The following is a 23,063-nucleotide window of genomic DNA, read 5'->3' as shown; positions in this document are numbered from 1 at the left end:
GGCCGGTGCCGGGTGGGGCGCGCAGGTGCGCCCGCCCATCCTTTCCTGTTACGGCTGGTGTTCCATGCACGCACGTCCCGTCGTTCCCGGCTTGCCGGCGCTGGTGTTGGCTGCCCTGATCGGCACCATGGCGATGATGTCCTTCGTCGCCGTGATCGGCCCGGTGGTCCGCATGCTCGGCTTGTCCGAGTGGCATGCCGGCCTGTCGGTCACCGCCGCTGGCGTGTTGTGGATGCTGGCCGCGCGCCCCTGGGGCCAGCTCAGCGACCGCATCGGCCGCAAGCGCGTGCTGATGCTGGCGATGAGCGCCTACACCGTGGTCTACATCGCGCTGGCGGTGTTCATCGACGTTGCCCTGCAGGCGGTGCCGCCGGTGCTGGTGTCAGTGCTGGTGCTGGTCGGTGCGCGTGGCCTGATCGGCCTGTTCTACGCCGCGGTGCCGCCCACCGCTGCGGCTCTGATCGCCGACAAGGCGCCGACCGGACAGCGTGCGAAGTTCCTCGCCCGCCTGGGCAGCGCCAACGCACTGGGCATGGTGCTCGGTCCGGCCGCCGCGGGCTGGCTGGCCTATACGAACCTGTCGCTGCCGCTGTACGTGGCCGCGCTGCTGCCGCTGCTGGCACTTGCATTGCTGGCCTGGCGGCTGCCGGCCACGCCGCCCGTGGTGGGCGCGTCCTCCCAGCGCCGCACGCCGATGAGTCGCCTCGACACGCGCCTGCGCCTGCCGCAGCTGGCCGCGTTCATCGCCATGGTCTCGGTGACCATCGCGCAGGTCACGGTCGGCTTCTTCGCGATTGATCGCCTGGGCCTGGATGCGGCGGCTGGCGCACGCATGGCCGGCATTGCACTCACCGCAGTCGGCGTCGGCCTGATCCTGGCGCAGGCGCTGGTGATGAAGCTGGAGGTACATCCACGCCGCTGGATCGTCCTTGGCGCCCTGATTTCCGGCATTGGCTTTGCCTCGGTGGCAGGCGTGCAGCAGGCCTGGCAGTTGCCGGCGGCGTATGCGCTGGCCGCGTTTGGCATGGGCTTCGTCTTCCCCTCGTTCCAGGCGCTGGCCGCCGATGCGGTGGAGGCGCACGAGCAGGGCGCAGCCGCCGGCACCGTCGCTGCCGCGCAGGGGCTGGGCATGGTGGCCGGGCCGATGCTCGGCACGCTGTTGTATCGCGGCGGGCCAAGCCTGCCTTACCTGCTGGTCGGTGCGCTGCTGCTGTTGCTGTGCGCGCTGGCTGCAGCGCATCGGATGAAGGAGATCCCATGAACGATTCCCTGATGCAGGGCGCGTGGCCGGACGCCGCGCCAGCGCCGCAGGAGAGCACCGACGACGCGTCGCTGTTCCTGCTGCAGCATGCGGGCCAGCACGTGCACGCACGCGGCTGCCGCGCCACGCTGCCGGCCGGTGCACTGGCGACATTGGCAGAACGCGTCTCGGAGTTCTTTGCCCTGCAGCGTGGCGGCCCGGGCCTGCTGGTTGGCGCGGTGCCGTTCGAACCGCGTGCCGACGATGCGTTGTACCAGCCCGAGCGCCTGCTGCCGGCGCTGGCACTGCAGCCGCAGGCCGCACCGCCGCTGGACGGCGCCCTGCGCGCTGAGCCCGCGCCGGAGGCGTACGCGGCGTCGGTGGCTGCTGCGGTGCAGGCCCTGCGTGCGCCCGAGCAGAACCTGCACAAGGTGGTGCTGGCGCGCAGCCTGCTGGCACGCACCCGCCAGGCACTGTCTCCGGACGTGCTGCTGGCACGCCTGGGCGCGGATCCGTCGGTAGCGACCTACGCGGTGCCGTTGCCGGTGGAGCTGGGCCAGGCGCCGGCCTGGCTGGTGGGTGCGACGCCAGAACTGCTGCTGCGCAAGCGCGGCGCCGAGCTGTTGTCGCACCCGCTGGCGGGTTCGGCGCGGCGCAGTGCCGATGCCGCCGAGGACGAGCGTGCGGCGCAGGCGCTGCTGGCCTCGACCAAGGACCACGACGAGCACCGCCACGTGGTCGAAGCCATCGTCGAGGGCCTCGCACCGTACTGCAGCCACATCGATGCGCAGCCGCGCCCGGTGCTGCATGCCACCGCCAGCATGTGGCACCTGGGCACCCGCATCCACGCCACCCTGAAGAATCCGCAGACGTCTGCCGCCGAACTGCTGGCACAGCTGCACCCCACGCCGGCAGTCTGCGGTACGCCGCGGTTGGCGGCGCTGCAGCGCATCCGCGAGCTGGAACCGGTGCCGCGCGGCTTCTACGCCGGCGCCGTGGGTTGGTTGGACGCGCAGGGTGACGGCGACTGGTACGTGGCGATCCGCTGCGCGCGCCTGCAGGGCACGCAGCTGCGCCTGTATGCCGGTGCCGGCATCGTCGCCGATTCGCACCCCGAGGCCGAGGTGGCCGAAACCGCAGCGAAGTTCGCTGCCCTGTTGAACGCGCTGGGTGTCCATGAATCCGCGCCTGCCATCGAGCCCGCAGCATGAACACCTCCGCTGATTCCTCCCGCCTGCCACTGCAGCAGGTGTGGCCGGATGACCTGATGACGCGCTATCGCGAGGCCGGTCACTGGCGTGGCGAGACCTTCCCGGCGTTCCTGCGCGAGCGGGCGGAACGATTCGCCGATGACATCGCGGTGGTCGCCGGCGACGTGCGCCTGAGCTATGCGCAGCTGTGGCATGAGGCCGGACGGATCGGTGCCGGCCTGCTGGCGCTCGGCCTGCAGCCTGGCGAACGGGTGCTGGTGCAGCTGGGCAACACGGCAGGCTTCATCACCACAGTCTGTGGCCTGTTCCGCGCTGGCCTGGTGCCGGTGTACGCGTTGCCGGCGCACCGCATCACCGAGCTGGTGCACTTCGCCAGCAAGGCTGAAGCCAGTGCCTACATCACCACCGAGCTGCACGATGGCTTCGATCATCGCGGGCTGGCGCGGGCACTGCAGGCTGAAGTGCCGGCGGTTCGCCATGTGGTGATCGACGGCGATGCGGCGGAGTTCGTCGCGCTGGAGGCACTGCAGGGCGATCGCAGCCAGCTGCCGCCCGATCCGGACCCGCAGTCGGTGGCGTTCCTGCAGATTTCCGGAGGCAGCACCGGGCTGTCCAAGCTGATTCCGCGTACCCACGACGACTACATCTACTCGTTCCGCGCCAGCAATGACCTCTGCGGCATCGACCGCGACAGCGTCTATCTGGTCGCGCTGCCGGCCGCGCACAATTTCCCAATGAGCTCGCCCGGCTTCTTCGGCGCACTGTATGCCGGCGCCCGCGTGGTGCTCAGCCCTGGCCCCGGTCCGGATGTGGCCTTCCCGCTGATCGCCCGCGAGAAGGTGACCTGCTGCGGACTGGTGCCGCCGCTGGCGCTGCTGTGGGCGCAGGCGGCGGCTACGAGCAAGCATGACCTGTCCAGCCTGCAGGTACTGCAGGTGGGCGGCGCCAAACTGGTGCCGGAAGCCGCACGGCGGGTGATCGATGGCCTTGGCTGCACGCTGCAGCAGGTGTTCGGCATGGCCGAAGGCCTGGTCAACTACACGCGGCTGGATGATCCGGAGGAACTGATCTTGGCCTGCCAGGGCCGGCCGATCAGTCCGGATGATGAAGTGCGCGTGGTCGATGACCAGGACCAGCCGGTGGCCGAAGGCGAGGTGGGGCATCTGCTCACCCGTGGGCCGTACACCATCCGCGGCTACCACAACGACGCGGTGGCCAATGCGCGCTCGTTCACCGACGATGGCTTCTATCGCACCGGCGACCGCGTGCAGCAGCTGCCCGGAGGCTACCTGGTGGTGCAGGGCCGCGCCGGTGACCACATCAACCGTGCCGGCGAGAAGATCTCCGCCGAAGAGATCGAAGATCACCTGCTGGCCCACCCCGGTGTGTTCGATGCGGCCGTGGTCTCCATTCCCGATGAGTACCTGGGCGAGCGCAGCTGTGCCTTCGTGATTCCGCAGGGCGAGCCGTTCAAGGCCCCGGCACTGAAGGCCTGGATGCGCGGGCGCGGCCTGGCGGCGTTCAAGGTGCCCGACCAGGTCGTGTTCGCCGACAGTTTCGATACCACCGCGGTCGGCAAGATCAGCCGCCGCGAACTGCGCGCGCAACTGCGTGCGCGTCATCTGCAACAGACAGGAGGAACGCGCTGATGGCGCTGCCCCGCATCACCGATTACCCCTTGCCGACCGCCGCTGAACTCCCGCAGGCGCGCGGACCGTGGCGCCCCCAGCGCGATCGTGTCGCGCTGCTGGTGCACGACATGCAGCGTTACTTTCTGGCCGCCTTCGACGCTGGCAACGCGCCGCTGCGGCCGGCCGTGGACAACATCGCACGCCTGTTGGCACATTGCCGCGCGCACGGTATTCCGGTGTTCTACACCGCCCAGCATGGAGACCAGGACCGACGTGACCGTGGCCTGCAGGCCGATCTGTGGGGACCGGGCATGCGCCGCAGCGCCGACCACGAACCGATCATCGAGGCGCTGGCACCGCAGCCCGGCGAGCACGTGCTGGTGAAGCACCGCTACAGCGCGTTCCAGCGCAGCAACCTTGAAACGCTGATGCGGGTGCGCGGCCGTGACCAGCTGCTGGTCACCGGCGTGTACGCCCATATCGGCTGCACCGCGACCGTGGTGGAAGCCTTCCAGCGCGACATCGAAGCGTTCATTGCCGCCGATGCGGTGGCGGACTTCTCGCGTGCCGATCACGATCAGGCACTGCACTGGATCGCACGCACCAGCGGGGTGCCGATGACCACCGACCAGCTGCTGGAGGTGCTGTGATGGCTGCCGCCGGCGAGATGCTGGATCTGGAGCGGATGCGTGCCGATGTGGCGCGCGTGCTGGAGTGCACGCCGGCCGAGATCGGTGACGACGACAACCTGATCGACCTGGACCTGGATTCGATGCGCATGCTCGGCCTGGTTCTGGCCTGGGGCAACACCGGTCTGCCGCTGGAGTTCTCGCAGCTGGCCGAGCACACCACGCTGCGCCAGTGGTGGGGCGTGGTGCAGACGCTGCAGGCCGCACAGAGCGCATGAACGCCGTCGCGCTGGCCACGCCGGTGGCATTGACCGAGGCCCAGGCTGGACTGTGGTTCGCACAGCGGCTGGCACCGGACAACCCGTCATTCAATACCGCGCACGCGGTGTGGATCGACGGCCCGCTGGACGTGGCCGCGTTCGTCGCAGCGGCAGACCAGGCTGCGGGCGAGGCCGAGGCCTTTGCACTGCGTTTTGCCGAAGGGGCCGATGGCCAGCCGCTGCAGTGGCATGAGCCGGCTCACGTGCCGCTGCTTTCGGTGCGTGATGTGTCCGCCGAGGCGGATGCCGCCGCTGCGGCACGCAGCCTGATGCAGGCTGACCGGATGAGCCCGGTTGACCCCACCCGCGACCGGATCAGTCAGCAGGTACTGCTTGAACTGGGCGGGCAGCGCTGGGTCTGGTACCTGCGCGTGCATCATCTGGCCGCCGATGGCTACGGCATGGCGCTGTTCACTGATCGCGTGTGCGCGTTGTATGCCGGCCGCATGGGTGAGCCACTGCCGGGGCTGGCGGGCGTACTGGCCGATGACGCCGCTTATCGTGCCGACCCGCGCCGCACGCAGGCCGGGCAGTGGTGGCGCGAGCACATGCAGGGCGCACCGGCAGGCGTGGGCCTGGCCGGCACGCTCGCGGCCAGTGACGACGCGCTGCGCTGGGTGCAGCCGCTCGATGCGGCCTTCCGTGAGCAGCTGCTGCAGGCATCGGTACGTTGGTTGCAGGCCTGGCCGGACGTTCTGGCGGCGTTGTCAGCCGAGTACCTGCGGCGGATGAGCGCTGCCGATGAAGTGGTGCTGGGCGTGCCCTACATGGGGCGACTCGGCAACGCGTCGGCGCGGGTGCCGACGATGGTGATGAATGTGTTGCCGCTGCGCGTGGCGGCCGGCGAGGGCAGCGTCGAGGCCTTTACGCGCGGCCTGGGCCGGCAGCTCAGCCAGGGTCGCAAGCACGGCCGTTACCGAGGCGAGCAGCTGCGCCGGGACCTGGGCCTGGTCGGCGCGCAGCAGCGCCTGCACGGTCCGCTGGTGAACGTGCAGCCGTTCTACAAGCCGCTGGCGCTGACCGGCGTGCAGGCGACGTTGGAGGTGCTGTGCACCGGGCCGGTGGATGATCTGACGCTGGGCTTCCGTGGCGACGGCCAGCACCTGCTGGATCTGGAGATCGAGGCCAATCCCGCGCTGTACAGTCGCGAGGATGTCGAGGCGCATGCGGCGCGGCTGCTGCACTTCGTGTCGGCGGCATTGCAGGCTGACGATATCGCAGCCGTGCCTCTGGCGACGTCCGCGGAGGCGCAGCAGGTGCTGCAGGGCTTCAATGCCACCGCGCACGCGCTGCCGCAGACGACCCTGGTCGAGCTGCTGCAGCAGGGCATGGATCGGGATCCGCACGCGCCAGCGCTGGTGTTCGGCGACACTACGCTGGACTACGCAACGCTGGAAGCGCGCAGTTTCGCGCTGGCGGCACAGCTGCGGGCGATGGATGTCGGCCCGGGCAGCGTGGTGGCGGTGGCATTGCCGCGCTCGCTGGAGCTGGTGATCGCGCTGCTGGCGGTGCTGCGTGCCGGCGCCGCCTATCTTCCGCTGGACCTTGCCCATCCCGATGAGCGGTTGGCGCGTATTCTCGCCTCGGCGCAGCCGGTCTGCGTACTGGCTGCGGCGGAGGTTTCGGCGCGCATGGCTGGTGTGCCGGTGCTCGCGCCCGAGCAGTGGACCGCGCTGAGCTTCGCCGCGCCGTGGGCCGATCCTGCGCCCAGCGATGCTGCCTATGTGATCTATACCTCCGGTTCGACCGGCGAGCCCAAGGGCGTGGTCGTCGAACACCGCGCCATCGTCAACCGACTGCTGTGGATGCGCGAGCACTATGGATTCAAGGCAGACGACCGCGTGCTGCAGAAGACCCCGGCCACCTTCGACGTCTCGGTCTGGGAGTTCTTCCTGCCGCTGCTGTGCGGAGCCACGCTGGTGGTCGCCGGGCCGGACGCGCATCGCGACCCCACCGAACTGGCGCGGCTGATCCGCGAGCATGGCATCACCACGGCGCATTTCGTGCCGTCGATGTTGGATGCCTTCCTCGCTGCACCGGCCTCCGAAGGGCTGGAGCTGCAACGGGTGTTCACCAGTGGCGAGGCACTGGATGATTCGTCCCGGGACCGCTTCCACGCGCGTGTGCACGCCGAGCTGCACAACCTGTATGGCCCGACCGAAGCTGCGGTGGACGTCAGCTACTGGCCGGCTTCGGCGCAGGATCGTTCGCGGCCGGTGCCGATCGGGTTCCCGGTCTGGAACACCCGCCTGTACGTGCTGGACGCCCGGATGCAGCCGGTGCCGGTGGGCGTGCCCGGTGACCTGTACCTGGGTGGCGTCCAGCTGGCGCGTGGCTATCTCGGTCGCGATGACCTGACCGCCGAACGTTTCATTGCAGATCCGTTCCGGGCGGGCGAGCGTATCTACCGCACCGGCGACGTAGCCCGTTGGCGCCGCGATGGTGCGGTCGAGTATCTCGGCCGCAGCGACCACCAGGTGAAACTGCGCGGCTTGCGCATCGAACTGGGCGAGATCGAGGCGGCACTGCGCGAACTGCCGGGCGTGGAGCGCGTGGAAGTGCTGCTGCGCCAGGACGCGCCCGGCGATGCCCGGCTGGTGGCCTATGTGCCAACCGCGCTTGCCGATGCCGTAAAGCTGCGCAGCCACCTCGCCACGCGTGTGCCGGACTACATGGTGCCCTCGGCCTTCGTTGGTGTGGACCAGTGGCCGGTGACCGCCAACGGCAAGCTCGACCGCAACGCGTTGCCGAAGCCACCACAGCATGACGTCGCTGGATTGGCACCGCGCACGCCGCTGGAACAGGAGCTGGCGTTGCTGTTCGCACAGGCGCTCGGGCGTGAGGCGCCGGTGGCGGTGGATGCAGATTTCTTCAGTCTCGGTGGTGATTCGCTGTCGGCGGTGCACCTGCTGCTGGCGATCGAGCAGCGCTGGCGCTGCGATCTGGGTCTGGGTGCCTTGTTTGCGCAGCCCACCGTGGCCGCGCTGGCAGTTCGTATTGCCGAGCCGCCCGCGCTGGCTGATCACGCGCTGGGGCCGGTGATCGCATTGGCCGCGACCGACGCCGCCGGGCCCATGCCGCTGTTCGTGCTGCATCCGGCCGGGGGCATTGCCTGGAACTACCGCACCCTGGCCCGGGCACTGCAGCCGGCACGCCCGGTGTATGGACTGCAGTCGCCGGCACTGGACGCGCGGCAGCCGCTGCCGAGCAGCATCGAGGCGATGGCCAACGACTACGTACAGCGCGTGGTCGCATTGCAGCCAAAGGGGCCGGTGCACCTGCTGGGCTGGTCGGTGGGGGGCATCCTCGCCCAGGCGATGGCGGTGCGCCTGCATGAGATCGGCCGCGAAGTCGGCGAACTGGTGCTGCTGGACGCCTATCCCAGCGAGTGCTGGCGGGCCGAGCCGGAACCCGATCCCATTGCCGCATTGCGGGCACTGCTGGCGATTGCCGGCCACGATCCGGATACGCATCCGGAACTCGACAGCCGTGAACGCATTCTGGCGTTCCTGCGTCGTGGCGGCAGTGCACTCGGCAGCCTGCCGGATGTGGTGCTCGATGGCGTGGTGCGCGCAGTGACCGGCACCAATCGACTGATCCGCGAGCATATCCACCAGCCATTCGACGGCACGCTGGTGCACGTGCGTGCGGGCCGTGATCATCAGGCACGGCCGCAGCTGCAGTCGGCGTTGTGGCGGGCCCACGCGCGCAAGGTGCAGGCGCTGGAACTGCCGTTCCTGCACGCCGAACTGACCGGCCGCGATGCGGTGGCGCAGTTGGCGCCATGGTTGTCGGCGCGGCTGCGCCAATGGGACGAGCAACAGGAGATCGCAACATGCAGTTGACCGGTTTCGAGGGCCGCGTAGCGTTGGTTACGGGTGCATCCGGCGGCATTGGCGAGGCGTTGGTACGGCTGTTGGCCGAGGCCGGCTGCACGGTGGTGGCGACCGATCGCGAGGCGCCGCGCGTGGCCGATACCCGGGTGAAGTCGCTCGCACTCGATGTAACCGACAGCGCCGCCGTGGACGCCTTGGTGGATCAGGTCGAGTCCAGCATCGGACCGATCATGCTGGCCGCCAGCGTGGCCGGTGTACTGCATGTGGGCGGCGTGACCGATACCACCGATGATGAATGGCGCCGGGTGTTCGCGGTCAACGCCGATGGCGTGTTCCATGTCGGTCGTGCACTGTCGCGGGTGATGTCACCGCGCAGGCAGGGCGCGTTCGTTACCGTCAGCTCGAATGCGGCCGGCGTGCCGAGGCACGGCATGGCCGCCTATGCCGCATCCAAGGCCGCGGCCACCATGTTTACCCGCTGCCTCGGGCTGGAACTGGCGCCGCTGGGCATCCGTTGCAACATCGTGGCCCCGGGTTCAACACTGACCCCGATGCAGACCGGCATGTGGTTGGACGAGCATGGTGCCGAGCGGGTGATCACCGGCAGCCTGGAAACCTACAAGGCCGGCATTCCGCTGCGCAAGCTGGCCACCCCCGAGGACATCGCGCACTCGGTGATATTCCTGCTCTCGGAACAGGCCGGGCATGTGGCGATGAGCGACCTGTACGTCGACGGCGGCGCCACCCTGCGTGGGTGAGCTTTTGTAGAGCCGAGCCCATGCTCGGCTGAGGGCGAAGGCAGCCGAGCATGGGCTCGGCTCTACAGCGGGCTGGCATCGGTTTGCGCTCAGGGCAGTGTGAGGCGGTACACCAGCACGCGGTTGTCGTTGTCGTACGGGCTGTCGCAGGCCTGGCCCTGCATGCGGCAATGGCGGGCGATGAAGTCGTTGTCGTTGCCGATCAGCAGCAGTACGTCGTTCGGGTGCTGCGGGTCCAGCGCCGGCAGCACGTCCATGGCTTCCCATTTTTCCGACAGCAGCCCAGCATGCAGGCCGCGCTTCGTGTCCAGGTCCAGCCCGGCACGCGCAAGCTGCGGGCGGTCGAGCAGGTTCAGCAGTTCGTCGCTGCGTGCGGGCATGATCTCCGGCTTCAGCGCGGTGCCGGTCGGGTCGGCCAGAATCGAGGCCGTGCCGGTTTCATAAGCACGTTCGGCCAGGTTGGTGGCATCGGCCACATCGACCAGCAGCACCGACTTGTAGACGATCGGGTCGTCGCCGTCCTTGCCCAGCCCGTTTCCGTCGCGGGCCAGCAGCAGGAAGCGGCTGGCATCCAGCGCACGCAGCTCGCTCTGCGCCGCGGTTCGGTCCAGCTTGCCCTTGCCGTCGTGGGCGTAGGCAGGCAACGCCATCACGTAATGGCCGATCGGCTGCTGTGGCGTTGGCGAGGTCGTCACGTCGTAGACCAGCACGCGGGTGTTGATGCGACCGGCTGCATTGCCCCGTGCGCTGTCCTGCAGCGTCGCGCTCTGCAGGGCCACGAACAGGCGGCTGCCGTCGGGCGACAGGCCCATGCCTTCCACGCCCTGGTTGTTGCGGCGCCCAGTCTGCGGCGGCACCAGCGAACCAAAGGCGGGCTTGCCATCGCGCTGGGGACGGATCGCAGGCGGTGCCACGATCACGCCCTGCAGCTGGCCCTGTGCATCGAAGTAGTAGACGTTGGCGGTGTACTCATCGCCGATGTAGAAGTGGCCATCGGCGGTGAACTGCAACGATTCCGCGTCCAGCGAGACCTTGCCCGCACCGGCGCCGCTGGCCGGCGAGGGCAGCACCACCTCGCGCTGGGTGATCGTATGGTCGCCGGGGTCGGCGCCGGTGAACGACTGGCCGTTGAAGTCCTTCAGTACCACGCCCTTGTCCGGCACCATCGTCAGCGTACCCAGCGCACCGGCCTTGCCCGGGGTAACGTCGATACGCAGCTGCATGCGCTCGACGCGGCCGGCGTAGTCGTAGAACAGGCCTGCCTCGGGATCGTTGCGGCCACGGTCGGGCAGGGTCCACAGCACACCCTCGTAGCCGTTGGCGGTCCGTTTCCAGCTGCCGGGCTGCACCGCCAGCGACGAGAACGAGCCCAGCGTGTCGCCGAGGAAATCCACCGTGCCCGCGGGCAACCGCCCGGCGGCGACCAGACCTTTATCCACGTAAGTACGACCGCCTAACTGCAATGTGCGTGGCGGTGCGCCAGCGGCCTCGTGCGGAGCGGAGTATCCGCTGGCGGAGAGGGTGGCCAGCAGCAGGGCACTAGCAAGCATCGGTGGACTCCAGGCCGTCGATCAGAAGCGAAGGTCGATGGTACCGAACACCTGGCGCGGTGCCGAGGCATGGAACACGTACAGCTTTCCGGCCGGATCGCTGGGCGCGAACACGCTCGAATCCAGGTTGCTGGCGTAGCGCTTGTTGGTCAGGTTGGTCACGTTGAACGACAGGCGCATGCCCTTGGCGAAGCCGACCTGGCCGAAGTCGTAGCCGCCGGCCAGATCGAACACGGTGAAGCCGCCGAAACCCTGGTCGTTGGTGTAGGTGTAGAAGCGCTCGCCGGTGTACTTTCCGCGCAGGCTGGCGAACCAGCCGCTGTCGCGCCAGGTGATCTCGGTGGCCAGCAGCTGCTTGGGCGTATCGGTCTGGATCCTGCCCTTGATCTGCTGCTCGACACCCGCCTGCACGTAGTTGGAGGCATAGGTCGAGCGGTTCAGCGAGGCCGAGGTGTACCAGCTGAAGTGCTCGTTCGGGGTCCACAGCACGGTCAGCTCGGCGCCGCGGCTGTCGACGCCACCGACGTTGTAGAAGCGGTTGCCGCAGGTCGGGCCGACCGGCTGGCGCGAGTCGCAGGGGTTGTACTGCAGCAGGCGATTGTCGAAGCGCACGCTGTAGGCCGCGATCGAGGCCTGCACGGTATCGGTGACGAAACGGTAGCCGGCTTCCAGCGAGCGCGACTCTTCCGGCTTCAGGTTGCCCTGCGCATTCCAGGTGGTCTGGCTGACCGCCTGCGGGCCCAGCTTGAAACCGCCCTGGAACATGGCAATGTTCTCGGCGTAACTTGCGAACACTTCGTGGTGCTCGGCCAGGCGGAAGTTGGCGCCGATGCTGGGCAGGAAATTCTTGCTGGCCTTCAGCGAGCCGGTGGCGAACTGGTTGTTCGAGGTCGGCGAGATCGGCGTCTTCGCGTCGCCCGGTAGTGCTTGTGCATCGGAGGTGGCATGCGGGCTCTTGGCGCCCAACTCCAGCGTCAGGCGATCATCAAGCAGGCGCCAGGTGTCTTTCAGGAAGAACTGATGGGTCTTCCAGCGCGTGCGCTGGGCGAACACGCCGACGTCGGAGGGCAGGGTGTTCATGCCACTCAGGTCGCGCGGGCCATCCACGGCGGTCTGGTAGCGCTCGGCACTGCTGGTGTTGCGCTCGTACCAGACGCCGCCTTCGATGCGATGTGCACCCAGCTCCCAGTCGAACGACAGCGTGCCGCCATCGCGGTCGATGGTGTAGATGGTGTTGCGGAAGATGATTGGAATCTCCTGCGCCGTGCCCTTGTTCGACCACGCGCCACTGTTCCAGTTGTGGCCTTCGCCGCGATCGTCGTGGTGATAGGCCAGCGCCCGCAGGCTGAAGCCATCGGCCAGGAAGAAGTCGCCGGCCAGGTAGTAGAGGTTGTCATCGCGCAGGATCTGCCCGGCGGTGAAGGCACCATCGGCATCCTTGTCCGGGCCGCTGTTGTCGCACTTCTTCGCGTTGAGGCTGGCGGTATTGCAGTAGGCCTTTGCAACGGCCTTGTTCCAGTCCGGTGCGTAGCCGCCCCAGTCCCAGCCGAGGCCGCGCGACATCTCGTCCTTGGACAGGTAAAAGTAGTCGGCCTGGGTGGTGCGCGAGGTATCGACGAAACCGGTGAGCTGGCCGCGGCCGAAGTTCCACACCCCCTTGGCGTTGAACTGCTTGGTGGTGGACGTGTTATAGGCGGTCTGGTCGTTCCAGAGGTCCGAGACCGCATTCATGCCGGAAACGTAGCCGGAGAAGCCGTTGTACTCGCCGCTGTCCACGCGCACGAAGGTGCGGCGGTTGGCATCGCTGCCGAAGGTCTGCACCACGCGACCGCCGAGTTCCTGCGCCGGGCGGTCGGAGGTGTACGAGATGGTGCCGCCGAGGTTGCTGGTGGACGGCGTGCCGAGGCTGCCGATGCCCACGGCCAGTTCGGCGCCGGCCATGTTCTCGCTGATCAGCGCGCGGTTGATGGTCAGTCCGTTGTAGTTGTTGTACGCACCGTCGCCCAGCGGCACGCCGTCCAGGGTGTAGCCGAGGCGGGTGGAGTTGAAGCCGCGCAGGCTGAGCGTCATCGACTGCTCATTGGTGCCCAGCGCATCGGCCGACTGCGCGTTGACGCCCGGCAGCAGGTTCAGGGTCTTCTGCAGGCTGGTACCCGGCGGCAGGATGTCGAGGTTCTCGCGAGTGATGCGCTGCACCTGACGCGCTTCACCGCTGCCGATTACCGAGACCGCATCGAGGGTGGTGGCCGAGGGCGTGCTGGAGGTCGGGGCAGCATCCTGCGCCCAGGCCGCGGGAGCAAGCGCGATCGACAGCGCGGCGGCCAACAAAGTCTTCGTCATGTTGCAGACACTCAGGCAGGCACGAGCTACCGCGCTGGCGCGGAGCTCATGGAATTGAAAAGGGGAGACAAGCGATGCGACTGCAGGCGCTGAAGGCGCCGTGGGTCCACGTGAAAATGGTGCGCTAGACAGATGACTGTCTGGTGACATGTTCAGTTGTTGTGAGGCGCAGGCCTGTAGAGCCGAGCCCATGCTCGGCTGCGTGTTCCCGGAGCCGAGCATGGGCTCGGCTCTACAAACGCTTCAGGGTCACGGTAGACGCCAACCTTGGTTGGCATGGGCAGCATCGTGGTGAAGGAGCGCCAACCGAGGTTGGCAGCTACCAAATGCTTACCCAGCGTTGCGCGGCTTGCGCGCGCGCTTCGGCTTTGCGGTATCTGCGCCGCTGGCGGCGCCATCCTGCACCGCCTGCAGCCAGGACAAGGTGTCCACGTAGTCGATGAAGTGGCGCAGGTAGCCGGGGCTGGTCGCCTGCATCGTGTCCAGCATGCGTTGCACCAGCACCGCCGAGTTCAGCGGGCCGCCGTCGGCGGGGGCCTCGGTGCGCAGCGAGCGGCGCACCTGCAGTTCGCTGCGAAGTTCCGACCACTCGCGCTGCACCTGCTGCAGCATCGGCACCTGCGGGTAATGCGGCAGCGAGCGCGACCCTGCGTCCAGGTCGCGCACCAGTGCGCGCAGGCCTTCGAGCGCTGGCGGCTTACTTGGCATCCGGCGCCTTGGGCTTGGGAATCGGCGCGATCTCCACGCGACGGTTGCGTGCGCGGCCTTCCTCATTGGCGTTGGAGCTGACCGGCTGCTCGCTGCCGAATGCGGCGGCGAACACGGCGTCGGCCGGTACGCCATCGGCGATCAGGGTGCGGGTCACGGTCAGCGAACGCTGCGCGGACAGCTCCCAGTTGTCGGCGAAGCGGCGGTTGCCTTCGCGCACGGGCGCGTCATCGGTGAAGCCGCTGACCATGAGGATTTCTTCGCGACTGCCCAGATAGGCGGCCAGCGGTGCCGCCAGGCTGCGCAGCAGCTCCTGGCCTTCCGGCTGCAGCTGGTCGGAGTTGAGCGCGAACAACACGCTGCCGCTGATCCCGATGCGGCCGTCGACCAGCGTCACCCGGCCAGCAGCCAGCGGGCCGGCCAGTGCCTGTTCCAGGGTCTGCAGACGCTTGGCTTCGGCCTGGCGCTGCTTCACCTCCTGGTCCAGCCGCTGCGACAGCTCCAGCTGCACGGCGACCACGCCGACCAGGATCAACACGAACGCCCCCAGCAGCACTGACATCAGGTCGCCAAAGGCGGCCCAGATCGGGGCATGCGAGCCGCCATCGACCTCCAGTTCGTCGCTCATGCGCTGGCGGCCTTGCCGCGGCGCGCGGCCAGCTGCTGCAGTTCCTCCATTACCTGCTTCTGCGACAGCAGGCTGAGGTCGACCACCTCGCGCGCCTGCGCCACGTAGTAGGCCAGCTGCTCGTCGCTGCGCGCCAGCGAGGCATCCAGTGCGCCGCCGATCTGTTCCAGGCGGCCGGAAAGCTCGGTGGAGGCACTGCCGAACTGCGCGACCGCCTCACCAAAGGTGCTGGCCAACTGGCCCACTTCACCGGCGCTGCCGTTGAGCGCTGCGGCGATGCCGTCCAGCTTCCCGGTCTCGGCGGCGATATGGTCGGTGAAGCGGTTGCCGACGCGTTCCAGCAGCTCGGCGGAGCCGCCGACCAGCGCGTCCACTGCGGTGCGCTGCTCGTGCGAAGCATGATTGATCGCATCGAGCAGGGTCTGCACGGTGGCCAGCAGGCGACCGCGCTCTTCCAGCATTGCGTTGTCGCGCACCAGGCTTTCGGACAGGGTGCTGCGCAGTTCGTTGATGACGTCGGCAGCGGCCTTCGGCGCGGCTGCCGCGGTCTGCAGCAGGGTGGAGACTTCGGCCAGCGTGGCGCTGGCCTGCGCGCGACCGTTCTCACCGATCTGCTGCGCGGTGGCGGCCAGCGTGTCGCAGACCCGCTGCTGTTGTGCGGCGAGGCGTTCGCCGTTGGCCTGCAGGCGCTCGGCCAGGTCGGTGGAAACGTGCTGCAAGGCATCGCTCCAGCGCTGCAGGCGCTGTTCGTCGCCGGCCTGAAGCTGCGCATGCAGCGCGGCGTGGGCTTGCTGCAGTTCGGCGCTGACCGCGTCCCATCGCGCCTGGCGCTGCTGCTCGCGGCTGTCCAGGCTGGCCTGCAGTTCGGCATGCGCGGTTGCGGCGGCGGCCTGGGCGGCCTGCCAATCCTGCGCGCGTTGCTGTTCGTGGTCCTGCAGCAGCGACTGGCTGGCGCTGTGGCGCTGCTCCAGTGCCTGCAGCAACGCCTGCGCGTGCGCGTCCAGCTGCTGGCCGGCTGCGAGCAGCGCCTGCTGCTGGCGCTCGACCAGCGCGCTGTTCAGCGCATGCTGCTGTTCGGCGGCGGCACGCAAGGCCTCCGCATTGTCCTGTGCATCGGCCTGCAGGCGCTCGCCGATACGTGCGACCAGCGCTTCGGCATGCGTGGCCTGGCCATCGCTGAAGGCCTGCAGGTGCTGGCGCAGATCGCCCACCAGTGCCTGCTGTGCCTGGGTCTGTTCACTCACCACCTTGGCCCAGCTGGCCTCGGTCGCAATGCGACTGCGCTCGAAACCGTCGCTCAGGCCAGCCAGCTGCTGCTGCACGGCCTGCTCGACGCGGGCGTGCAGTGCCTCGCCATGGTGGGCCAGACCGGCCAACGTGGTCTCGGCCATCGGCTGCAGCGCGCCACCGATGGCGGCGGCACTGGCTTCGGCACCTTCGCGCAGCGACTGCTGCAGCGAGACCGCCAGGCGCTCCTGCAGCGCCTGGCTCTGGGTCAGGAATTCGGCCTGGCCGGCCAGCAGGCGCTCGTTGGCGGCCGTGCTGTGCTGTTCAAAGGTCTGTGTCATCGCCTGCAGGCGGTCGACCAGTGCCGGCAGCGCGGCGGACTGTACCTGCAGCAGGCGCAGCGACTCGGCGCGCTGCCAGGCCTGCGAGTAGGGATGCAGGTCGCTTGCAATGGCCCGGTCCAGCTGCTGCACGGCCTGCAGCCGGTCACGACGCAGCAGCGCCGCCAGCAGGCCGAGCATGGCCGAGCTGGCCACACCGGCGATCGAGGTGCCGAATGCCACCGCCAGGCCCTGTACCGGCGAGGCCAGCGAGCCGCGGATGGCGGCCATGTCGGTCGCGCTCTGCAGGGCCAGGCCGGTGCCGCGCAGCGTGTCCATCATGCCCAGCAGGGTGCCGAGCATGCCCAGCAGCACCAGCAGGCCGACCAGGTAAGGGGTCAGCACCGGTGCGGGCAGGGCGGTGCGCTCGCCTTCCACGCGCAGGCGCACGGCGTTGCGCAGGCCCACCGGCACGCGTTCCAGCCAAGGGGCAAGGCTTTCCCTGGCGCCGGACAGATCACTCAGCGCGGTGCGCAGGCCGTTGCTGGCCTGGCGGTAGCGGTACAGCTCCACGCCACCGGCGATGTAGCAGGCCGCGATGATCGCCGCCACCGCTGCACCCAGCGGATGCACCGAAACGTAGCCAATGCCGATCCAGCACACGGCCAGCAGGCCGACAAGGAAAACAACGACATGGAAAGCAGTTCTGGACATGGTGTTCCGGTCAGTGGGAGCGCAGGGCGTCTTGCAGCCCTTCGATCGGGTGGAAGCGCAGCTGCAGCTCGGCGAGCAGCAGCGTGCGCATGTCATGGCGGAAGGCCGTGCGCCAGCCGGGCTGGCCGTGCACGCGTTCAAAACGGGCGCCGAGCACCGCCGGCGCGGTGGCCAGCAGGCTGTGCTCGCGCGGGGTGAGGGTCTGTTCCATCACCGCATCGACCTCGGCCAGCCGTGCCAGCTCGGGCGAAACCTTCACCAGCTGGTCGCGCAGACGGCCGCGCAGGCGCCCGGTGGCGGTCTGGATGGCCTGCTGCAGTACCCGGTAGCGCTGGCGCAGCGAGGCGAAGTTGGGTGCGGCGGCAGCTTCGGCCAGGTCCAGCAGGCGCTCGGCCTCGGCATCCTCACTGATCGAGGCGAGCAGGCTGGCGTGCGCCTGGGCACAGTCGGCCAGCACATCCTCGACTGCCTCGGCGGCTTCACCGGGGTCGGGCAGGCGTCCACCGAGCGCCCCGGACAGGGCCACGGCACGGCTCCAGTCCACCCACTGGCCGAGGCGATCGGTCAGGGCGGGACTGGTGGCCGGCATCGCGCCGTCGCTGAGACGGGCGAGCAGGCGGAGGAACTCCGGTCCACCCAGGACCGGCTGCGCTGCGTTCGCCATCAAGGGGTGTGGGGCCAAAAACCATTGATTTTACAACCAGATGACCCGGCCTGGATGAAGGCCGGGCCGGGGGAGGGGACCCGCAGGCGCGACAAGGCTTAGAATGACCGGCTGCACCCATCCGTTCGACCCTTGGAGTACCCAATGACTGTTGCGCAGTTCTACCCGATCGGCACCCCCGGACAGCCCTGGGGCGACGCGGAACGCGCACAGTGGCGGGCCCGCCAGCAGCGCCAGCGCAGCTATCACGACGACGTGGTGGCCGCCCTTGAGCGGCTGGACGACAGCTTCGATGTGATCCAGTACGGCCAGCTGGACTATGCGCCGGACCATTACCCGCTGTTTGCCGTGGTCAACCACGACTGGAACCCGGCGCTGCCGACCGCGCTGATCACCGGTGGCGTGCATGGCTACGAGACCAGCGGCGTGCATGGCGCCCTGCAGTTCCTGGAACAGCAGGCCGAGCGTTACCTGGGCCGGCTGAACCTGATCGTGGCGCCGTGCGTCAGCCCGTGGGGCTACGAGCGCATCCAGCGCTGGAACCCGGATGCCATCGACCCGAACCGCAGCTTCCGTGACGGCGGCCAGATCGAGGAAGCCGCCGCGCTGATGCGCTGGGTGGCCGAGCGCAAGCCGAACCTGCTGGTGCACCTGGACCTGCACGAGACCACCGACAGCGACCTGCAGGAGTTCGATCCGGCCCGCTGCGCCCGCGACGGCAAGCCGTTCGAGCGCGACACCATTCCGGATGGCTTCTACGTGATCGGCAACAGCGAAGATCCGCAGGCCGAATTCCAGAAGGCATTGATCACCGCCGTCGCCCCGGTCACCCATATCGCCCCGGCCGACGCCGAGGGCAACCTGGTCGGCCTGCCGCTGCAGTCGCCAGGCGTGGTCTGGGGTGAGTCGCGTTCGATCGGCGCCTGCGCCGGCTTCACCGACGCGCGCTTTGCGACCACCACCGAGGTCTACCCGGACAGCCCGCGCACCAACCCGCAGGAATGCAACGACGCCCAGGTGGCGGCGGTGTGCGCGGGTCTGGATTTCGCCCTGGCGGCGCAGTAACGCGCCACGTTGCGGGCAGCGACCGGCATCAACCGGCGCTGCCTCGCTGGCGAGGTGGCCACGGCCGGCGAAGCCGACGGGCGACAGCCGGCGAAGACATCCAGTTCGCGCTGGTACACCGTGCTGTTGATCCCGAACAGGCCCAGCAGTGAGTGGAAGACGTTGTCGTGGCTGTGCGCCCTGTGCAGGGCATTCTCGCGCAGGCAGGCCAGGTCCACGCCCGCGTTGCGGCTGAATTCCGGTGAGAGCCACATCACCATCGGCACCTGGGTCTGCTCGCGCGGTGCGATGAAGTAAGGCGTACCGTGCAGGTACATGCCGCGTTCGCCCAGTGACTCGCCATGGTCGGACACATAGATCAGTGCGACATCACGCTGGTCCGAATAGCCCTGCAGCAGGTCGATGGCCTGGCCCAGCATGCGGTCGGTATGGACCAGGGTGTTGTCATAGGTGTTGACCAGCGCCTCGTTGCTGCAATGCTGGATCTGGTTGCTGTCGCAGGTGGGGCTGAATGCCCGCGACTGTGCCGGGTAGCGTTCGAAGTAGGTCGGGCCGTGGCTGCCCAGCTGGTGCAGCACGACCAGGGCGTCACCGTTCATGGCGTCAATGCGTGTTTCGAGCTGATGCAGCAGCACCTCGTCGTAGCAGGTGCCGTCGGCGTTGACACATTGGCCGGCCACCTTCAGCGCGGGCATGTCCTCGGTCGGCACGCGTTCGCACACGCCCTTGCAGCCGCCGTTGTTGTTGTTGCGCCAGAGCACGCTGATGCCGGTGCGCTGCAGGATGTCGAGCACGTTCTCCTCGGTCGCTGCGCGTACATCGTCGTACTGGCGGCGGGTCATCTGCGAGAACATGCACGGCACCGAGATCGCCGTTGCGGTTCCGCATGAGGAAACATCACTGAAGCTGATGACGCCTTCCTTGCGCGAGAGCCGGGGATTGGTCGCGCGTGGGTAGCCGTTGAGCTGGAAGTTCTGTGATCGCGCGGTCTCACCGACGACCATGACTACCAGCTTCGGGCGCGGCCCCGGTACGCGCCGTGCGTCCATGCCGATCGGGCGCAAAGGTTGCTGGCGGGTGCTGTAGAGGCCTTTCAGATAACCGTGGGTATGGCGCACGACGTTCAACGGCAGCACCTGGTCACGGAGATAGCGGTTGTTGCGCAGCAGCGAGGAGTAGTCCTTGTAGAGCGCGAAACCGATTGCCAGCAGTACCATCATGGATACCAGGACGTTGACTGGCCACACCAGCAGCGAACGTATCGAACCGGCCCCGCTGGTGGTGCGCACCAGGGCCAGCCCGGCAGCAGGCAGCACGCCCAGCGCCAGCAGGGTCAACAGCAGTGGCAGCGAGAGATAGGCGTTCAGCTCGGCCTGGTTGGTCTCGAACACGTTCTGCACCATGCTGCGATCGATCAGCACGTTGTAGTGCAGCATGAAGTAGCTGCAGGCGGCGCTGACGACAACGAGCAGCACCAGCAGCGGCCTGCGCAGGAACGGCAGTGCCAGCAGTGGCGTCAGCATCAGGTTGAACAGGCAGAACAGCACCACCGGCAAGCTGGCCAGGAACAGCACGCTGCGCAGGCTGCTAAGGTCGATCAGCCCCCACAGCGTCTTCCAGAGGGCGATGTTTCCAATCGTGGTGAAGAACAGTGCGGCGGCCCAGACCAAAGCGATCGGATGGAGCCGTGGAAAACGGAGGCATTGACGCACGAGCAGGGTCCGCGGAACGGGAGTGCGCGCAGTATCGAAACGGCTTTATCAGGAAGTTGTCAGGATTGGCGGCTCACCCCAGCAGGATCACGCCCCACACAGCGCCGACCATCATCAATGCGGTGGTCTGCGCGGCACTGCCCATGTCCTTGGCATTCTTGGACAGCGGATGCTGTTCCAGAGAGATGCGATCAACCACCGCCTCGATCGCCGAGTTGAGCAGTTCCACCAGCAGGCTGATGAAACAGACTGCCAGCACTATCGCGCGCTCGACCGCGCTGATGTCCAGCACGAACGCTGCAATGATCAACAGCGTGTGCAGAAGCAGCAGCTGACGAAAGGCAGCTTCGCCGCGGAAGGTGGCGATGAAACCATCGCGCGAATGGATGAGGGTGTGGAAGATGCGGCTCAGGCCGGTCTTGCCGTGCGGGTACTTTCCGCTGTCCTTGGGGTGCTGCATGCGGGTTCCGCCGTGAAGTGAGCCATTCCAGCATGTGCACGCGCGCGTCAGGAAACCGTCAGAGGGGCCACTCCAGGCTGAACCGGCAGCCCCGCTGCGAGGAATGCACCGTCATCCTCCAGCCCAGGTACCCGACGATGCGCTCTACGATCGACAGTCCCAGTCCCTCGCCACTGTGCGGGCTGCCAGGTAGGAAACGCTGGAACTGCTGTGGGTCGATACTGGACGGCAGGCCCGGCCCAGTGTCGGCGATGATGAGTGCGGTGTCGTGGAGGGTGATCCGTACTTCGCCCCGATCGGTGTACTGGCAGGCATTGCGCAGCAGGTTCCAGATCACGCTGTGCGCCAGATCGGCGTTGGTGTCCAGCACGGGTTCGTGCCGGGCATCAAGCGCAATGATCACCGGCTTGCCGGAAATCCAGGGCTGGCAGCGCTCCATACAGGATTCGATCAGCGGACGCAGGGCCACCTTGTTGCGCGGCACGGTACTGGGGTCGCGTGAGAGCAGCAGCAGGCAGGTCAGCTGGCGCTGCATCTCCTGGGTGGTGCGCAGGATGCGCTCGGCGCTGGGAACCAGGTGGCTGTCGGCCGGAAGCTGGCAGGCGAGCGTCTCCGCAGCGCCGCCGATGATGGCCAGCGGCGTGCGCAGCTCGTGGCTGGCATCGCCGCTGAAGCACTGTTCGCGATGCAGGAACCGTTCGAGCTCGTCACTGTGCCGGGCGAAGGCGCGGGCGAGTACACCGATCTCATCGCGGGCGTCCTGGTAGGGAAAAGGCTTCTGGCCGTCCTGCACCGCGTCCGCCAATCGCGTGATGGGTGCGATGACGTGCGTCGCTACCTTGCGGCCGATCAGGAAGGCGCCGAGCACGCAGATCGAAATGACCAGTGCCGCAAAGGCATTGATCAGGTGTTCCAGGTAGCCATAGGGTGCCGCGTCCTGCAGCAGGTAATATCGTTGGCCGTCACTATCGAACACGCGCAGGTGCCACTCGTTGGGCGCCTCTTCGCCGTGATAGCCCGGACCGTATTGGCGCAGCACGACAGGCACGTCGTGGGCATCGAACAGCTGAGTCCCCGGTGGCAGGGCGGGGCGTTGGCCGCGAGCGAGCGCGGCCTGCAGCCTTTGCACTTCGCTGTCCTGGGTCCGCGCGACGACAGCGGCCCGGACCTGGTCGTAGTCGACCTGCTCGGCCAGCACGATGAAGCCCATGGCACCGGCCATCGACAGCACGAACGAGATCGTGATGCGGGTACGCAGGCTCAGGCGGCGGTAGTGGGAGGCAGGACTCACGTCTGCATGCGCCAGCCGACGCTGTGCACCGTGGTGATCAGCGCGGTGTCGAAGCTGCGGTCCACCTGCAGGCGCAGCTCATGGATGTGTGTCCGCAGCGCGCCGCTGTCCGGTGGCTCGTCGCCCCAGACCAGGTATTCCATCTCCTGCTTGCGCACCACCGCAGGAGCCGCACGCACCAGGCACATCAGCAGCTTGTGCGACGTGGGTGTCAGCGCAATGCAGCGGCCTTGGCGCCAGGCCTGTGGCGAGCGCGTGTCCACCTGCAGGTCCCTCCACGCCAGCACGCTCTGGACCTGGCGACCCTGCGCCCGTCGTACCAGGGCCTTGATACGCGCATCCAGTTCCTTCAGCGAGAACGGTTTGACCAGGTAGTCATCCGCGCCCAGGGCCAGGCCCTGCACGCGGTCTTCGACCGGATCGCGTGCGGTCAGCATCAGGATCGGTACCGGGTTTTGGAATTCCTGGCGCAGCTTCTGGCACAGCGTCATGCCGTCCAGGCGCGGCAGCATCAGGTCCAGCAGGATGGCGTCGTAGTCGTGCTGCGTGGCCCGGCGCAGTCCGCTGGCGCCGTCGCGGGCGTCGTCCAGCACGTAGCCGAGAGGCTCGAAGAAGGCGTACAGGTTGGCTACGAGCTCGGGGTTGTCTTCGATGATCAGCAGGCGGGTCATGGCGTGCGTCCTTGCGCGTGGCCGAACTGTGCCCGATCCCTGACTGATTGCCAATGCGCATGCTGAATGGATCGCGGCCTGGGTTCGG

Annotated in this window: 18 protein-coding genes; 8 read left to right on the top strand and 10 right to left on the bottom strand. The window is 67.9% G+C overall.

Annotated features, from left to right (window positions below):
• Positions 1-64 precede the first annotated feature (64 nt).
• Genes ACW5IY_RS12720 through ACW5IY_RS12690 form a run of 7 tightly spaced genes read left to right on the top strand, consistent with a single transcriptional unit; the run spans position 65 to position 9,625 of the window.
• A complete protein-coding gene (locus ACW5IY_RS12720) occupies positions 65-1,261 on the top strand; it encodes an MFS transporter (protein ID WP_049437652.1) in 1,197 nt (398 codons plus the stop codon).
• Positions 1,258-2,451 carry an isochorismate synthase gene (locus tag ACW5IY_RS12715; protein ID WP_049437649.1) on the top strand — a complete coding sequence of 398 codons (1,194 nt, stop codon included), beginning with the start codon at positions 1,258-1,260 and terminating at the stop codon, positions 2,449-2,451. Before ACW5IY_RS12720 ends, ACW5IY_RS12715 begins: the two co-directional genes overlap by 4 nt.
• On the top strand, positions 2,448-4,100 hold the full coding sequence (locus ACW5IY_RS12710) for a (2,3-dihydroxybenzoyl)adenylate synthase (RefSeq protein ID WP_049437647.1): 1,653 nt from the start codon (positions 2,448-2,450) through the stop codon (positions 4,098-4,100). The genes ACW5IY_RS12715 and ACW5IY_RS12710 overlap by 4 nt, the downstream gene beginning before the upstream one ends.
• Positions 4,100-4,732 carry an isochorismatase family protein gene (locus ACW5IY_RS12705; protein ID WP_024958585.1) on the top strand — a complete coding sequence of 211 codons (633 nt, stop codon included), beginning with the start codon at positions 4,100-4,102 and terminating at the stop codon, positions 4,730-4,732. Before ACW5IY_RS12710 ends, ACW5IY_RS12705 begins: the two co-directional genes overlap by 1 nt.
• Positions 4,732-4,989, top strand: coding sequence for a phosphopantetheine-binding protein (locus ACW5IY_RS12700; protein ID WP_049437644.1), 258 nt, complete (start codon positions 4,732-4,734; stop codon positions 4,987-4,989). The genes ACW5IY_RS12705 and ACW5IY_RS12700 overlap by 1 nt, the downstream gene beginning before the upstream one ends.
• A complete protein-coding gene (locus ACW5IY_RS12695) occupies positions 4,986-8,876 on the top strand; it encodes an enterobactin synthase subunit F (protein WP_049437642.1) in 3,891 nt (1,296 codons plus the stop codon). The genes ACW5IY_RS12700 and ACW5IY_RS12695 overlap by 4 nt, the downstream gene beginning before the upstream one ends.
• On the top strand, positions 8,867-9,625 hold the full coding sequence (locus tag ACW5IY_RS12690) for a 2,3-dihydro-2,3-dihydroxybenzoate dehydrogenase (RefSeq protein WP_049437640.1): 759 nt from the start codon (positions 8,867-8,869) through the stop codon (positions 9,623-9,625). The genes ACW5IY_RS12695 and ACW5IY_RS12690 overlap by 10 nt, the downstream gene beginning before the upstream one ends.
• An 89-nt stretch (positions 9,626-9,714) precedes the next feature.
• Here the strand turns inward: ACW5IY_RS12690 and ACW5IY_RS12685 are convergent, their stop codons facing one another.
• The 6 genes from ACW5IY_RS12685 to ACW5IY_RS12660 form a co-directional block, all read right to left on the bottom strand.
• A complete protein-coding gene (locus ACW5IY_RS12685) occupies positions 9,715-11,175 on the bottom strand; it encodes an esterase-like activity of phytase family protein (protein ID WP_049437638.1) in 1,461 nt (486 codons plus the stop codon).
• A 21-nt stretch (positions 11,176-11,196) separates the two neighbouring features.
• On the bottom strand, positions 11,197-13,515 hold the full coding sequence (locus ACW5IY_RS12680) for a TonB-dependent receptor (protein WP_049437636.1): 2,319 nt from the start codon (positions 13,513-13,515) through the stop codon (positions 11,197-11,199).
• A gap of 330 nt (positions 13,516-13,845) precedes the next feature.
• A complete protein-coding gene (locus ACW5IY_RS12675) occupies positions 13,846-14,289 on the bottom strand; it encodes a DUF2894 domain-containing protein (RefSeq protein ID WP_425602585.1) in 444 nt (147 codons plus the stop codon).
• Positions 14,213-14,851 carry an OmpA family protein gene (locus ACW5IY_RS12670; protein ID WP_005409939.1) on the bottom strand — a complete coding sequence of 213 codons (639 nt, stop codon included), beginning with the start codon at positions 14,849-14,851 and terminating at the stop codon, positions 14,213-14,215. Before ACW5IY_RS12670 ends, ACW5IY_RS12675 begins: the two co-directional genes overlap by 77 nt.
• Positions 14,848-17,112, bottom strand: coding sequence for a DUF802 domain-containing protein (locus ACW5IY_RS12665; RefSeq protein WP_049437632.1), 2,265 nt, complete (start codon positions 17,110-17,112; stop codon positions 14,848-14,850). The genes ACW5IY_RS12670 and ACW5IY_RS12665 overlap by 4 nt, the downstream gene beginning before the upstream one ends.
• 10 nt (positions 17,113-17,122) lie before the next feature.
• Positions 17,123-17,776 carry a DUF3348 family protein gene (locus ACW5IY_RS12660; RefSeq protein WP_049437630.1) on the bottom strand — a complete coding sequence of 218 codons (654 nt, stop codon included), beginning with the start codon at positions 17,774-17,776 and terminating at the stop codon, positions 17,123-17,125.
• Positions 17,777-17,920: 144 nt separating this feature from the next.
• On the opposite strand from ACW5IY_RS12660, the gene ACW5IY_RS12655 reads away from it, so the two are divergent.
• The gene (locus ACW5IY_RS12655; protein WP_049437628.1) at positions 17,921-18,841 is read left to right on the top strand and encodes a M14 family metallopeptidase; all 921 of its coding nucleotides are present in this window, start codon (positions 17,921-17,923) and stop codon (positions 18,839-18,841) included.
• On the opposite strand, the gene eptA is transcribed toward ACW5IY_RS12655, so the two are convergent.
• From eptA to ACW5IY_RS12635, 4 genes are all read right to left on the bottom strand, one after another.
• Positions 18,745-20,553: a phosphoethanolamine transferase EptA gene (eptA, locus tag ACW5IY_RS12650; protein WP_049437626.1), complete on the bottom strand. Its 1,809-nt coding sequence runs from the start codon at positions 20,551-20,553 to the stop codon at positions 18,745-18,747. The genes ACW5IY_RS12655 and eptA overlap by 97 nt on opposite strands.
• Positions 20,554-20,626: 73 nt before the next feature.
• Entirely contained in the window at positions 20,627-21,013 is a 387-nt protein-coding gene (locus ACW5IY_RS12645; RefSeq protein WP_049437623.1) for a diacylglycerol kinase, read from the bottom strand.
• A 58-nt stretch (positions 21,014-21,071) separates the two neighbouring features.
• Positions 21,072-22,304 carry a sensor histidine kinase gene (locus ACW5IY_RS12640; protein WP_049437622.1) on the bottom strand — a complete coding sequence of 411 codons (1,233 nt, stop codon included), beginning with the start codon at positions 22,302-22,304 and terminating at the stop codon, positions 21,072-21,074.
• The gene (locus ACW5IY_RS12635; protein ID WP_049437620.1) at positions 22,301-22,975 is read right to left on the bottom strand and encodes a response regulator transcription factor; all 675 of its coding nucleotides are present in this window, start codon (positions 22,973-22,975) and stop codon (positions 22,301-22,303) included. The genes ACW5IY_RS12640 and ACW5IY_RS12635 overlap by 4 nt, the downstream gene beginning before the upstream one ends.
• Positions 22,976-23,063: the final 88 nt, after the last annotated feature.

The organism is Stenotrophomonas sp. C-A (assembly GCF_054030835.1).
The sequence above is the reverse complement of the archived record's forward strand: the minus strand, read 5'-3'. Positions and strand labels throughout refer to the sequence as shown.